Here is a 13,723-nt window from a genome sequence, read left to right as displayed (position 1 = left end):
AATCAATAGTTTAAATTAATTAGGGGAAAAGGGAGCTTCACAAAAAGCTCTCTTTTTTTGTGCCGTAAATTTTGCTATGCGTGCATAATACTTTACTTTAGCCATATGCATTTTGAACTTACCGAAGAACAGTTAATGATACGCCAGGCGGCGCGCGATTTTGCGCAGAACGAGCTAAAGCCGGGCGTAATTGAACGCGATGAACATCAGAAATTTCCTGCCGAGCAGATTAAGGCGCTGGGTGAGCTTGGCTTTATGGGCATGATGGTGTCGCCGGAGTACGGCGGCAGCGGAATGGATGCAATATCTTACGTGCTGGTAATGGAAGAGCTATCAAAGGTAGACGCTTCTGCATCGGTTGTGGTATCGGTAAACAATTCACTTGTATGTTACGGCTTGGAGAAATTCGGAACTGAGGAACAAAAGCAAAAATACCTGGTGCCTTTAGCGCAGGGACAGGTTATAGGCGCGTTTTGCCTCAGCGAACCCGAAGCTGGGTCTGATGCTACATCGCAGCGCACCACAGCGATTGACATGGGTGATTACTACCTTCTTAATGGTACAAAAAACTGGATCACCAACGGAAATTCTGCATCTACATATATAGTAATGGCGCAAACTGACGCCTCTAAAAAGCACCGCGGCATTAACGCGCTGATAGTAGAGAAAGGTATGCCCGGCTTTACCGTCGGCGCAAAAGAAAACAAGCTGGGGATACGCGGATCAGACACGCACTCGCTGATGTTTACTGATGTAAAAGTACCTAAGGAGAACAGGATAGGTGAGGACGGTTATGGGTTTAAGTTTGCTATGGCTACGCTGGAAGGCGGGCGTATAGGGATAGCGTCACAAGCTTTGGGCATTGCAGCGGGAGCTTATGAACTATCGGTACAGTACGCAAAGGAGCGCCAGGCATTTGGTAAAACAATAGCCGACCTGCAAGCCATACAATTTAAACTGGCTGATATGGCTACAGAGATAGAAGCTGCACGTTTGTTATGCTATCGTGCTGCATGGCTGAAAGACAACAAACTGCCTTACGCGCAGGCCGCGTCGATGGCTAAACTGTTTGCTTCGGAGACGGCCATGAAGACCACCGTAGAAGCTGTCCAGATCCATGGCGGATATGGCTATGTAAAAGAATACCATGTAGAACGCCTCATGCGCGATGCGAAGATCACGCAGATATACGAGGGCACGTCAGAAATTCAAAGAATTGTAATATCCCGCGAAGTTTTAAAATAGTTTGCCTGCTTTTATATACTTTTGAAAGTATATAGATTTAGTAGACTATTTTTCATGATTAAGAAATTACTGATAGGCTCGGTGCTTATAGCCGGGCTTTCGCAAATAGCAACAGCGCAAACCAAACTAGCTAAGGGGTTATGGCGCGGAGCATTAAAGACCACATCAGGCAACGAAATACCATTTAATTTCGAGGTAAGCGGAACAGGCAAACAGCAGTTGGCCATAATTAATAGCACCGAACACTTTAAAGTGCCGGAGGTAACCGGTAGAGGTGATTCGGTATTTATTAAAATGCCTTTGTTCGATTCGGAGTTCAGGCTCAGGCAGGATGCTGCCGGGTTAAAAGGCCAATATATAAGGCACCTTGGTGAAAAGGATGTAGCCATGGAGTTTGCAGCCACGCCCAATACCCCTTACCGCTTTTTTAAAGACACAGAGAAAACCAAATACAATATTTCCGGGCGCTGGTCTGCCATATTTGGTGAAGGCGACAGCCGGGACACCACCGTCGGAGAATTTAAACAAACTGGCACAAAAGTTACTGGCACTTTCCTGACCACCACAGGCGATTACCGCTACCTGGAGGGAGTAGTAACCAGCGACAAACTATACCTCAGCTGCTTTGACGGCGGGCACGCTTTCCTGTTCACAGCTAACTTAAGTGATGATAAGACGCTGAGCAATGGAATATTCTATGCCGGGATCAGCGGTAAGGATACCTGGACTGCAGTACGTAACGAGAACGCTAAACTGCCGGATGCTTATTCGCTTGCAGCCTTAAAGCCGGGTTACAAAAAGCTCGCGTTCAACTTTAAAGATATAGAAGGGAAGCCCGTGTCATTAGATGATGCCCGTTTTAAGAATAAGGTAGTTATTGTGCAGATACTTGGTTCGTGGTGCCCTAATTGTATGGATGAGACCGCTTACATGGTTAACTATTATAGGAAATACCATTACCGCGGTGTAGAAGTTATTGGCCTTGCCTATGAGCGTACTACCGATTTTGCTAAATCCCAACGAACATTGGCGCAGCTCAAGAACCGTTTCGACATCAAATATCCGCTGCTTATAACAGGATATACAAATAATAAGGTAGAAACAGCAAAGAGTTTACCTATGCTTACGAAAGTGGTAGGTTTCCCAACGACCATTATTATTGATAAAAGCGGAGACGTACGGAAAATACACACAGGCTTTAGCGGCCCCGGTACAGGAGAACATTACACAGAATTTATTTCTGAATTTGAGAAGCTGACTGATGATCTGCTGGCCGAGAAGGCCCTTTAAGGATTAAGAAACAGATCAGCACCTATGGCAGGAATAATCTCCTTTTCCAGTGCGGTGTCGAACAAGAGCTTCACGGCCTTTTTTCCTTCAGTACCCAGGTCCAGCGAGTATTCATTAACATAGAGGTCGATGTGTTTGTACATCACCTCTTCGCTCATTTCCTGCGCATGCGAGCGAATGTACTCAAGGCCGGATTTCGGATTGGCAAAGGCAAACTCTACAGACCGCTTAAGTACACGGTTCATTTTATGCTGAACATCGGTAGGCAGGTTGCGATTGGCTACTATTCCGCCAAGCGGAATCGCGCATCCGGTACGTTTCTCCCAGTAATCACCAAGGTCTATCAGTTTAGCAAGCCCACGGTCCTGGTAAGTAAAGCGGTTCTCGTGTATAATAAGGCCGAAATCAATAGTGCCGTTAATAACAGCGTCTTCAATCTCAGAAAATACGATCTCTGTTTTATTGGTAGCGTCAGGAAATGCAAGGCTCAGCAAGAAATTTGCGGTGGTGTACTTGCCGGGAATTCCGATTTTCGAACTTGCAACAACATCTGCCAGGCGCGATACATCTCCGGATTGGTCAAGTTCGCCATTTACATTAACTGTACCCTCAAATGGCGGCTTAAAAATTAGCATTGGCCCTACACCAAAGCCAAGGGCGCTGCCACTATCCAGCAGGATGTACTTATCAGCCGCATAAGCAAACGCGTGGTAGCTTAGCTTCGTTACATCCAGTTCTCCGCGGAAGGCTTTTTGGTTAAGCGTCTCCACATCATCATAAAACACCTCAAACTCCAGCCCTTCAGTATCTATCTTGTGATGAATTAACGCATCAAAAATAAAGGTATCATTGGGGCAGGGCGAAAAGCCGATAGTTAATTTCATAAAAGTAGTATAATCGCCGCTGACCTGTTGAAGACTAAAGTTTGTTGAAGGCTTTGAGGTCTTTGAGGAACGACACTGCAAAGTTATCCAGATTTTTAACAGCAAGCCCTATCTGCCAATTGTCTCGGTTGCGCTTTTCAACGTAATTTGACACAGCCCTGATTTGTATTGCCGGTACACCTGCATGCTGGCAAGCGTAAAAGAAAGCAGCGCCTTCCATGCTTTCCAATTGCGGATGTAAACGCTCGTATACTTTATCTATAGAGGCTTTCTCACCGTGAACAGTATTAACTGTGATAGAATTCACCTTTTTAATTGTATGTGAGAAGTGTCCTGACTTTGCACCTTTAAACAAATCTGATATCGATTCGCCAGCCCTAAAGGTGCTTTCTCCTAAACCCATAATGCTGATGGGTAAAAAAGCGTCGTCGTCTTCGGCACCTAATTCCGCTAATGTATCATCGGTTATCTCCACCACTTCGCCTAATGCAATACTGCGGTCAAAGCTGCCGCCAATACCCAAATTAACGGCAAGGTCATATTGGTTAGTGGCCAGTTCTTTACCTAAAGCAAAAGCGGTAGCAACCATCCCCACGCCGGTTATTAACAGGGTGTTTTGCATCGACTCATCGCTGCCTGGAATGGTAAATATATTCTTCTTTTCCGAGTCGGACACTCTAAAGCCAAAATCAAGTATAAAGCCACCTACCTCCATACCCGTGGCAGCTACAAACAATATGCGCATACTGCGTTGTTTTTGACAGCTAATATAAAACATCTTGCCTGTTTTTGTTTTGTATATTTGCACCATTAATTGCTATGATGATACATATTACGCGCAAGGAACATTTTAATGCGGCACACCGCATGTATCGTGAAGAGTGGAGCGCAGAGAAAAATTTCGAAGTTTTTGGTAAGTGTGCCAACCCCAACTGGCACGGCCACAACTATAATCTGTTTGTTACAGTAAAGGGGGAGATAACGCATGCGACAGGTTATCTTATAGACCTGAAAGAATTGAAACAGATTATAAATGAGTATGTAATAGAAAAGCTTGACCATAAAAACATCAATATGGATGTGGAGTTTATGGCCGGTAAAATGGCATCTACAGAACTGCTCACTATAGAAATATTCAATCAGCTAAAAGGGCCGATAGAGGCTTATCCTGGTGTTTTCTTACATTCGGTAAAGCTGTTTGAAACAGAGAACAATTCTGCCGAATACTTTGGCGGGTAAACCTTAATCATGATAGACGAAGACAACATTCCGGATAGGGATGCCGGTATTAACGGCTACCAAAAAATAGATAGATACAACCCCGAACTTATTAAGGACCTATCTGCCAATTACCACAGAGTTTTAGAATTGATAGGAGAGCAGCCTGATCGCGAAGGGTTGCTTAAGACGCCCGAGCGTATGGCTAAAGCCATGCTCTTCCTGACACAGGGATACGACCTGGACGCAAAAAAAATTCTGGAGTCGGCCTTATTCAAGGAAGAATACAGCCAAATGGTTATTGTTAAAGACATTGAAGTATACTCAATGTGTGAGCACCATATGCTGCCCTTTTTTGGCAAAGCGCATGTTGCTTATATACCCAACGGCCATGTTGTGGGCTTAAGCAAAATACCACGCGTTGTTGACGTTTTTGCGCGCAGGCTGCAGGTGCAGGAACGCCTTACCAATGAGATACGCGATTGTATACAAGAAACCCTGCAACCCCTTGGAGTAGGTGTAGTGATAGAATGCCGGCATCTATGCATGAGTATGAGGGGCGTACAAAAGCAAAATTCTGCAACTACAACATCAGCGTTTACCGGAGAATTTCTAAAGGACAAGACCAGAACTGAGTTTTTAGACCTGATATCGTCGAGACTTAGCTAGAGATTAACATTACGGCACCACGTAGCCAATTATAAACTTTAAGTACATCCTTAAGAGGATAATATCATTATGAAAGCATACATTTTTCCTGGGCAGGGTGCCCAGTTTCCGGGCATGGGTAAAGACCTGTGCGAGCAAAGTGAGCAAGCAAAAGAGTTATTTGAAAAAGCAAATGAGGTACTTGGGTTTCGCATCACAGATGTAATGTTTAACGGTACAGAGGATGATCTGAAGCAAACCAACGTAACTCAGCCAGCTATCTTTTTACACTCGGTGGTATTAGCCAAGGTGATGAGTGACTTCGACCCGGAAATGGTGGCAGGTCACTCGTTGGGCGAATTCTCTGCGTTGGTTGCCGCGGGTGCGCTATCGTTTGAGGACGGATTAAGGTTGGTTGCAGCGCGCGCAAATGCAATGCAGAAAGCGTGCGATATACAGCCGGGCACAATGGCTGCAGTATTGGCGTTGGATGACTTTACAGTAGAAGACATTTGCCACCAGGTGAGCGATGTTGTTGTTCCTGCAAATTATAATTGCCCCGGGCAATTGGTTATATCTGGCAGTGTAGCCGGTGTAGATGCCGCATGCGAAAAGATGCTGGCCGCAGGCGCAAAGCGCGCTATGAAACTTAACGTGGGCGGCGCGTTCCACTCACCACTGATGGAGGCGGCTCGAGTTGAGCTTGAGGCAGCCATTGTAAATACCGAAATTAATGAACCGGTTTGCCCGATCTACCAAAACATAGATGCCAAGCCGCATACAAGCGTAGACGAGATTAAGAAGAACCTTATTGCGCAGCTGACTGGCCCGGTACGCTGGACACAAACTGTTGAGCAAATGTTAAGGGATGGTGCAACGCTATTTACCGAAGTTGGCCCAGGGAAGGTACTACAGGGGCTGGTAAAAAAAGTTAATAAAGAAGTACCTACGGCAGCTGCTGTATTAGCATAATTGTAAAGCCATCACAATATGATGGCTTTGTTGTTAACATTAACATTATATAGCTTATACCGTTTTGACTACAGCCGGGAAAATACGTGGATTACTGTTGCTGCTGTTTATCAGCCTGCTCGTTACAGCAATATTTGTTGAACGTACGTACTCTCCTGCAACTAATCTTTCTCAAACAGCGCAACTTTTAGAAAAAAACTTGCATAAGCATGAGGCCGACGTAGCCGAGATAATAAACACGCCGGCTAAGTACCAGGAGGTTAAGCGTTATGCGGTAAATCACAAAGTGGCCCTGGACTACATTCAGGAATATACAGTTGATAAGGGTATTTGGCTGCTTACTATGCAGAATGGGCGTGTAAATTTTTGGAGCGGCCCCAAAATAGCGCCGGATAATGCTAGCACATTAACCGAGGGTAGTTCTTTTATAAAAACCACTAATGGCTATTATGAAGCTATAAAAAAGACAGAAGGCTCATTTTCTGCCGTTTTCTTTATTCCGGTTAAGTATGCCTATGCTTTTCAAAACAAGTACTTACAAAACATCTTTAATCCTAAACTTACTGAGGATACAAATATAGAAATAGCGGACTTTACAGATAAAGGTATATACGCGGTTCATAACGTTAATGGCAAATATCTCTTCTCGGTAAAGTTGATAAAGGGAGAAGTAAATAACCGATTTTTTTATTTCGAACTTACAGTTTGGATATTAACTATACTTAGCCTGTGCGTTCTGGTTCATGTAATGGTTACTTACCTTTCGCACCGTGGCTGGGTATACCTTTCGCTGTTAGCTTTGGCGTTGTTCATTGTAGCGTTTAGGTTTGTTAATTTGCATTACGGTTGGCCAAGCTTTACACAACCGTTAAAAATTTTTAATCCTCAGATTTATGGCTCTAGTTACGCTTATCCTTCACTTGGCGATTTTTGCATAAATATTCTTTGCATTTGCTGGTTTGTAGCTTATATGTATTCGCAAAGGGCCAGAATACTTAGGGTAGCTCCGGGCAAGCTGGCAAGTTACCTCATTTACTTATCCTGCTTTGCTGCATTGCTCCTAACGTCATCAAGCCTGCTCCAACTGTTTAATGGCCTGGTAATCGATTCTAAAATAAGTTTTGATGTAAACAATGTCCTCAACCTCTCACGATACAGTTTGGTTGGTGTGCTGATGCTTTGCTTTAGCTTCCTCACTTTTGTGTTGCTAACGGAAGTACTTCTAACTATATCCTTCAGGCTATCAATACCTGTTTATACGCAGGCCGTTATTTTTGTGATTGGCATTATAGCGGTCACTGCAGCAGCGGTAATTTATGATGAGTTTAGCTTCTTCTATCTTTTGTGGAGCATATTGGTGTTGTTGCGGGGATACTATTTTCTTCATCACGAACAAAGGTTTACAGCGGCATCATTTATCATGATCGTTTTGGTTTGCGCTGTTATTTCGGCAATAAAGCTCAACCATTTCGAAGAAGTTAAAGAAGAGAACAACCGCAAGTTGCTCATCCAGCGGCTGGAAGTTCCGGATGATGTTACAGCTGATACGCTGTTTAAAGAAATTGAAACAAAAATAATTCAAGAACCGGCAGTTATCAACTATTACAAATCCCGCGATCATATAAACGAGTACCTGGCTACCCGCTTGCAAAAGCTTTATTTTGACAGGTATCTCGCCAAATATGAGTTTAAAGTACACGCGTTTGATCTGCAGGATAACCCTATTTCAGGAGATAAAACGTATGAGCTAAGCATTTTTAAAGATATGGTGCAGTATAGCGCCTTTAAGGTGTCCACTTACTTCTACCGTGAAAACGAATCTTTTGGATTCCAAAGCTACTTTGCCATTTTACCTATAATGGATGGCACTACCACGCTGGGGACCATTGTTATTGAACTAAAAGCACGCCCGTTAATGGTAGGCGGCGCTTTCCCGGAATTGTTAATTGACAGAAACGACCGCCCGGAAGATGAGTTTAAGGACTACTCCTACGCATTTTATACCGATAACAAACTGATAGGCCAAGATGGTAATTACGTGTACAGTGTAGTGAATAATGAATTTAAAGGCGAGCTTAAAAAGTATACCATACAGGAAAGCAGTGGCAACATGGTTAGCTTTTTTAACAAATTTACCCGCTATAGCCACCTCATTTATAAGCCAAGCGACAGGAACCTTATTGTTGTAAGTAAGCAGCGGAACATAGTAGCTTCTACAATAACAGCGCTTACCTTCTTTTTTGTGGTTATACTAGCGTTTTCATCATTGGTATTACTGGCGCGGCTGTTATGGCTTAGAGTAAAAATCCTGAATATTAACAATGACAGGATAAACTGGAACTTCAAGATAAACTTTGATAAAGTTTTGTACAAAACCCGCATACAGTTCTCCATGATATTTGCGGTTGTAATAACACTAATCCTGGTTGGTATCATCACATTTGTTTCTATCAGCAAGCAATACCAGGGACAGCAGGACAAAAGCATTCGTAACAAAATCACGCTGATATCGGCAGCGTTAGAAGCAGCTCCAATTGAGAGCTACATCAATAATCTGTCTGAAGAACGAAGCGTTGATTTTGATAAACTTGCAGATAACTATTCTGCAGACCTAACGCTTTTTGACCTTAGTGGAAGGGTTCTGATGACCACGCAGCCGAAAATATATCAATCCGGCTTGCTATCTCCCAGGATGAACGGTAAAGTTTACCTGACGCTTAAAGATCAGCAAAAATCTGAATTGGTTAATGATGAACGGATATCCGGCCTGTTTTACAAATCGGCTTACGCTCCGCTCAGGAACGCAAAGCACGAAACCGTTGCTTACCTGCAATTGCCCTATTTTGCCAACGAGGCTGATTATAATGAACAGGTTGGGTCGTTGCTGAACATCATGATAAACGTTTACGCGCTGGTGTTTATAGCAATAGGTTTGTTCGCCGTTATAATTGCACGGCAGATAACCGCGCCTCTTAACTTTATACAATACAACCTTAGCCGTACTATCTACGGTAAAAAGAACGAGCCTATTAAGTGGGAGCGCGACGACGAAATAGGTGCACTTGTAAAAGAGTACAACAACATGATATCTGCCCTGGAGAGCAGTGCCCGTAAACTGGCCCAGAGCGAGAGGGAGACTGCATGGCGCGAGATGGCAAAGCAGGTTGCCCATGAAATTAAAAACCCACTCACGCCACTTAAGTTGGGATTACAATTGCTGGATAAGTCCTGGAAAGACAAGGACCCTAAATTTGACCAAAAATTTGAGCGTTTCAGTAAATCATTTGTGGAGCAAATAGAAAGCCTTTCTTCAATTGCATCTGAGTTTTCGGCATTTGCTAAGATGCCGGATACCCGAATAGAAACTATCAACATCTTCGAGATGCTGGCACAGGCAGTTACCATATTTAAGCATATGGACAACGTGAAGATTTCACTGCTAATGCCTAAAGATCCGTTTATAATAAGTGCAGACCGGGATCAGGTACTGCGATGCTTTAATAACCTGCTTAAGAATGCAATAGAGGCAACACCACCGGAGCGTACCTGCCTGATACAAATAAACTACCTGGTGACCAGTAAAAACGTGCTCCTTACCATTAAAGATAATGGGAACGGCATCCCGGAGAACATGCGGGATAAGATTTTTGAACCCAACTTTACTACCAAAAGCTCCGGAACAGGATTAGGCCTGGCCTTTGTAAAAAACTCTATTGAGAATGCTAGCGGTAAGATATGGTTTGAAACCAATATTGGTGTGGGAACTACCTTTTACCTCAATTTCCCGGCACTGGATAACAATGATTAATTAGAAAACATGAGCCATAAAAAAAGCGGCACCAGTAAGGTGCCGCTTTTTTTATGCTTATTTAAATTCTACTTCAGAAAAAAAGATGTTTTGCCCATTGTGTAACCGTCTGCATATAATATCACAGTATAGGTTCCTTTTTGAAAAGGAGAGTACGCCCAGTCAATAGTATATTCGCTACCGTCGTCTTTAAAATCGATAGCTGTTTTGTAGGTGTACTGCAGGTCCTGGTTGTCTGCGTTAAACGTACCGGAGTCTGCAAGTGTTATCAGGTTACCTGTTGGGTCTATAATGCGTGCATAAACATCATGCAGGCCTTTTTCCGCAACAGTGTTGCTCGCAACAGTAAAGTTGATCTTTATCTTTTGGGTGTTTTTGGCTTTTTTCTCTTCAACCTCTTTGCCGCTGTTCTTTACCTTGTAAGCCACAACGCTTGCCACGCCAACCTTAAGCGCCGATGCTTCTTTTACCTTGGTATCCAGCTCCTGATTTTGTTTTTCCAAAGTGGCGGCTTTGGTACTAACACTGGCAAGGTTGGTCTTTAAAGTATCACGCTCAACAGTTAGGTTGGTGTTTTGCTTTTTAAGTTCCTCTATATCTGCAGTGTATTTGGTTACGAAGTACCTTAGTTGTTTAATGTCTTCCTGTGCTTTGCCAAGTTCCGCGGCGGTAAGCTGGCCTTTAGCCAACTTTTTACGGAGAACTTTAATAGTAGCTCTAAGGGAGTCGTTCTTGGCCTGCATCTCGGCACTCATTTTAGTGCGGCCAACGTTAACCTGTTCTATCTGTGCTTCCAGGCTGTCCAGCTCTGTTTGTAACCTGGTTTTTTCGTCGTTCTGATAAACTATTTTCGTGTCAGATTTATTCTTTTGCATGTACAGGTACACATCTGTGCCTAATAAAGCAACAACTACTGCTATTAAGAAATAAATAACATTAGAGTTCTTTTTCTGCGATTGTCCCGGTTGGTTTTCCATCATAATTGCTCTTTAAATTAATAAGCTAACCAGCTAATAATGGTTCTTAGTAAATGTATTTGAGGGTTAATAATTGCGTCACAAATCGACCACTAATATATAAAAATCCGTTTAACCATATAAATTGCAGCGTTTGCCAAGTTAAAGTTGATAAAAGTAAAACACAAAACGGCCTGAATTATTATACCTAATAATAAAATGGCGTGGTGCCTAGTTTATATCTTTGCACCCTTAATTAAAAAATCAGCTTAATGCAACGGCATAAAATACTGTTACTCTTAATTGTTTCTTTCTTTTTTATAATGCCATCCCAGGCACAGCAACCAGCAGCTACTGACAGCGTCCTTATTGCACCTAAACGTGAGTTTAGGGGTGTTTGGATAGCTACTGTTGTTAATTTGGACTGGCCTCAAAACGCCCGGGCAGCTGCTGAAAGCCAAAAACGAGATCTAGTTAATCAACTCAACTCGCATCAACAAACGGGTATAAATGCCATTATGTTTCAGGTAAGGCCTGCTGCTGACGCTTTTTACGCAAAGGGTAGGGAGCCTTGGTCAAAGTATCTTACTGGTAAGCAGGGCGTAGCGCCAGATTACGATCCGCTGGAGTTTGCTATTACAGAATCGCACAAGCGGGGAATGGAACTCCATGCCTGGTTCAATCCGTACAGGGCCACTTTCGACAATAAGTTTCTCAGCCTTGCTCCCGACCACATCACGCGTACCAAACCTGAGTGGTTTTTTATATACGAGGGTATAAAGCTTTTCAATCCCGGTATACCTGAGGTGCGCGAATATATAGTACAGGTGATACTCGATGTAGTAAAAAACTACGACGTGGACGGCATACACATGGACGACTACTTTTACCCTTACCCGGTACAAGGCCAGAAAATAAATGATTCGGAAGCCTATGTGCAGTATGGCGGTGATTTTGATGACATACGCGATTGGCGTCGCGATAATGTTGACAAGCTGGTGCATATGCTGGCAGACAGTATTCATAAATATAAGCCTCGCATTAAGTTCGGGATAAGTCCGTTTGGCATATGGGCTAATAAGTACCAGAATCCCGAAGGGTCCGGCACACATGGCGGCTCGTCTTATTACGAGAACTTTGCTGACACCCGCAAGTGGATGAAAGAAGGTTGGATAGATTACCTTAGCCCACAGATTTATTGGCAGATAGGCAACCGTGCAGCGGCATTTGACACCTTGCTTAACTGGTGGAGCAACAACACGTACAATAGACATTTATATGTGGGGCAAGCGCCTTATCGTTTTTATGAGCCGCGCAGTCCCGCATTCAAAAACCCGTCTGAGATACCTAATCAAATGCGGATGATCAGGGGAAATCCACGTGCGCAGGGAAGCATTTTCTTCAGGTCGCAAACGTTGATTGCTAATGCAAATCACCTTTCAGATACGTTAAAAAAGGACTTCTATGTATATCCGGCTTTGCCGCCACCAATGCTCTGGCTGGATTCCATACCGCCTAACCAACCACAAAATATAGTAGGTAAAGCTGAAAAGAAAAGCATTTTAATTAAATGGGACGCGCCACTGCAAGCCCGCGACAATGAGCCTGTTTATGGTTATGTGATCTACCGTTTTACAGAAAACGGCGGCATTGACCTTAGCGATCCGGAGAACATATTGCATATACAGTATGACACCGAGCCTATTTACCTGGACACCAACGTGCAGCCAGGGAAGACCTATTTCTATGTAGTTACCGCTATAGACAGACTGAAGAACGAAAGCGAACGAACGCCGACCATAGCAGTTACCGTTCCGGTATTGTAAGTTACTGATCTATAGCAGAGTTATCAGCCCTTTATCAACTAACTGCTTTAAATAGATATCAAGCTGTGCGTCTCCCATGCCGTATATCTTTTCCGTTTGCCAAAATTGGGCGTATATATCCCCCTTTTGGTTATGGCCGGCATTATAAGTAGCTAAAAGCTTGTGGTGGACGAGATTAAGGCCGTCGGAATCAACATGCAGCCTTTGTACATGTGCCTGCATTGCCGCCTTTAGGTTGTGCATATTGCCCCAAAAGGGAGTTTCTATCAGCCACTGCTCTAGCAAAGCTTTATCGCTTTTAACATACAATTCCCATGCTTCGGCGGCAAGGGTAAAATCATATTCACTCAGCTGCAGCCTGATGTTATCATATAGATAATCAAGCTGTTCGCCATCAAGTTCACCCATGCCATTAAAGTTTTTTACACCCGGGAACTCATTCGGGCTGATGAGGTAAACAGCTGGTTGCGAGAGGTTTGTTTGCTGTCGCAAGAGCATCATCACTGCCAGAAGGTTCACCTGGCAGTGGAGGTCAAACTCAAACCAGAGGTTTATCTCTTCGTACGGCTCACTAAGCATCTCAAGTGGCACAATCATGCCGTCATGATAGTTTTCAGGTGTTTCGTTAAAGGTACTGCACACCCAATCAGACCGTAACTGCCAGAAATCTGCCGAATCCACGTTTAATATAACGGGCCCTTCAGATAAAGCCTCTCGCCAGATCATAACATCACCATCAATGCCGGCCTGGTTAAACCCGGTTAAAGTTGCGTCGCCGTTGAGGATGTGGAGGGTAGGTGCATTCATATGTGGTGGTCAAAAACCTTCAAAAACCACACTTTTTTAAAATAATGTGTGACCAGAAAGATAACAAAA

At 43.6% G+C, this 13,723-nt stretch carries 11 protein-coding genes; 7 read left to right on the top strand and 4 right to left on the bottom strand.

The window, feature by feature from the left end; all coding sequences use genetic code 11:
• Positions 1 to 105 precede the first annotated feature (105 nt).
• Both AC59GT_RS13620 and AC59GT_RS13615 read left to right on the top strand, forming a co-directional pair.
• A complete protein-coding gene (locus AC59GT_RS13620) occupies positions 106 to 1,245 on the top strand; it encodes an acyl-CoA dehydrogenase (RefSeq protein ID WP_497238142.1) in 1,140 nt (379 codons plus the stop codon).
• 54 nt (positions 1,246 to 1,299) lie between these two features.
• Complete coding sequence (locus tag AC59GT_RS13615; RefSeq protein WP_497238141.1) at positions 1,300 to 2,535, top strand: TlpA disulfide reductase family protein; 1,236 nt, start codon at positions 1,300 to 1,302, stop codon at positions 2,533 to 2,535.
• On the opposite strand, the gene AC59GT_RS13610 is transcribed toward AC59GT_RS13615, so the two are convergent.
• Together AC59GT_RS13610 and mqnB are read right to left on the bottom strand one after the other, a co-directional pair.
• On the bottom strand, positions 2,532 to 3,419 hold the full coding sequence (locus tag AC59GT_RS13610) for a menaquinone biosynthesis family protein (RefSeq protein ID WP_497238140.1): 888 nt from the start codon (positions 3,417 to 3,419) through the stop codon (positions 2,532 to 2,534). The genes AC59GT_RS13615 and AC59GT_RS13610 overlap by 4 nt on opposite strands.
• 34 nt (positions 3,420 to 3,453) lie before the next feature.
• Positions 3,454 to 4,164 (bottom strand): futalosine hydrolase, encoded by a 711-nt coding sequence (gene mqnB / locus AC59GT_RS13605; RefSeq protein ID WP_497238139.1) that lies wholly within the window; start codon positions 4,162 to 4,164, stop codon positions 3,454 to 3,456.
• A gap of 77 nt (positions 4,165 to 4,241) precedes the next feature.
• On the opposite strand from mqnB, the gene AC59GT_RS13600 reads away from it, so the two are divergent.
• The 4 genes from AC59GT_RS13600 to AC59GT_RS13585 all read left to right on the top strand — a co-directional run bounded on the left by AC59GT_RS13600 (position 4,242) and on the right by AC59GT_RS13585 (position 10,065).
• A complete protein-coding gene (locus tag AC59GT_RS13600) occupies positions 4,242 to 4,658 on the top strand; it encodes a 6-pyruvoyl trahydropterin synthase family protein (RefSeq protein ID WP_497238293.1) in 417 nt (138 codons plus the stop codon).
• A 9-nt stretch (positions 4,659 to 4,667) separates the two neighbouring features.
• Positions 4,668 to 5,306 (top strand): GTP cyclohydrolase I FolE, encoded by a 639-nt coding sequence (gene folE / locus AC59GT_RS13595; RefSeq protein ID WP_497238138.1) that lies wholly within the window; start codon positions 4,668 to 4,670, stop codon positions 5,304 to 5,306.
• Positions 5,307 to 5,375: 69 nt separating this feature from the next.
• The gene (gene fabD, locus AC59GT_RS13590; protein WP_497238137.1) at positions 5,376 to 6,257 is read left to right on the top strand and encodes an ACP S-malonyltransferase; all 882 of its coding nucleotides are present in this window, start codon (positions 5,376 to 5,378) and stop codon (positions 6,255 to 6,257) included.
• A 64-nt stretch (positions 6,258 to 6,321) separates the two neighbouring features.
• On the top strand, positions 6,322 to 10,065 hold the full coding sequence (locus tag AC59GT_RS13585; RefSeq protein WP_497238136.1) for a sensor histidine kinase: 3,744 nt from the start codon (positions 6,322 to 6,324) through the stop codon (positions 10,063 to 10,065).
• 68 nt (positions 10,066 to 10,133) lie between these two features.
• Here the strand turns inward: AC59GT_RS13585 and AC59GT_RS13580 are convergent, their stop codons facing one another.
• Positions 10,134 to 11,045 carry a DUF8428 domain-containing protein gene (locus AC59GT_RS13580; RefSeq protein WP_497238135.1) on the bottom strand — a complete coding sequence of 304 codons (912 nt, stop codon included), beginning with the start codon at positions 11,043 to 11,045 and terminating at the stop codon, positions 10,134 to 10,136.
• A 299-nt stretch (positions 11,046 to 11,344) separates the two neighbouring features.
• On the opposite strand from AC59GT_RS13580, the gene AC59GT_RS13575 reads away from it, so the two are divergent.
• A complete protein-coding gene (locus AC59GT_RS13575; protein WP_497238134.1) occupies positions 11,345 to 12,847 on the top strand; it encodes a glycoside hydrolase family 10-like protein in 1,503 nt (500 codons plus the stop codon).
• Between the two features lie 9 nt (positions 12,848 to 12,856).
• On the opposite strand, the gene AC59GT_RS13570 is transcribed toward AC59GT_RS13575, so the two are convergent.
• Positions 12,857 to 13,654: a DUF1835 domain-containing protein gene (locus AC59GT_RS13570; protein WP_497238133.1), complete on the bottom strand. Its 798-nt coding sequence runs from the start codon at positions 13,652 to 13,654 to the stop codon at positions 12,857 to 12,859.
• Positions 13,655 to 13,723 lie beyond the last annotated feature (69 nt).

The sequence above is a fragment of the Mucilaginibacter sp. 320_HR genome, from assembly GCF_059691875.1.
The sequence above is the reverse complement of the archived record's forward strand: the minus strand, read 5'-3'. Positions and strand labels throughout refer to the sequence as shown.

Coding starts and splice junctions, on each gene's coding strand:
- AC59GT_RS13610 (WP_497238140.1), bottom strand. CDS start 3,419: ATGAAATTAACTATCGGCTTTTCGCCCTGCCCCAATGATACCTTTATT.
- AC59GT_RS13570 (WP_497238133.1), bottom strand. CDS start 13,654: ATGAATGCACCTACCCTCCACATCCTCAACGGCGACGCAACTTTAACC.
- AC59GT_RS13615 (WP_497238141.1), top strand. CDS start 1,300: ATGATTAAGAAATTACTGATAGGCTCGGTGCTTATAGCCGGGCTTTCG.
- fabD (WP_497238137.1), top strand. CDS start 5,376: ATGAAAGCATACATTTTTCCTGGGCAGGGTGCCCAGTTTCCGGGCATG.
- AC59GT_RS13575 (WP_497238134.1), top strand. CDS start 11,345: ATGCCATCCCAGGCACAGCAACCAGCAGCTACTGACAGCGTCCTTATT.
- AC59GT_RS13600 (WP_497238293.1), top strand. CDS start 4,242: ATGATACATATTACGCGCAAGGAACATTTTAATGCGGCACACCGCATG.
- folE (WP_497238138.1), top strand. CDS start 4,668: ATGATAGACGAAGACAACATTCCGGATAGGGATGCCGGTATTAACGGC.
- mqnB (WP_497238139.1), bottom strand. CDS start 4,164: ATGCGCATATTGTTTGTAGCTGCCACGGGTATGGAGGTAGGTGGCTTT.
- AC59GT_RS13620 (WP_497238142.1), top strand. CDS start 106: ATGCATTTTGAACTTACCGAAGAACAGTTAATGATACGCCAGGCGGCG.
- AC59GT_RS13580 (WP_497238135.1), bottom strand. CDS start 11,045: ATGATGGAAAACCAACCGGGACAATCGCAGAAAAAGAACTCTAATGTT.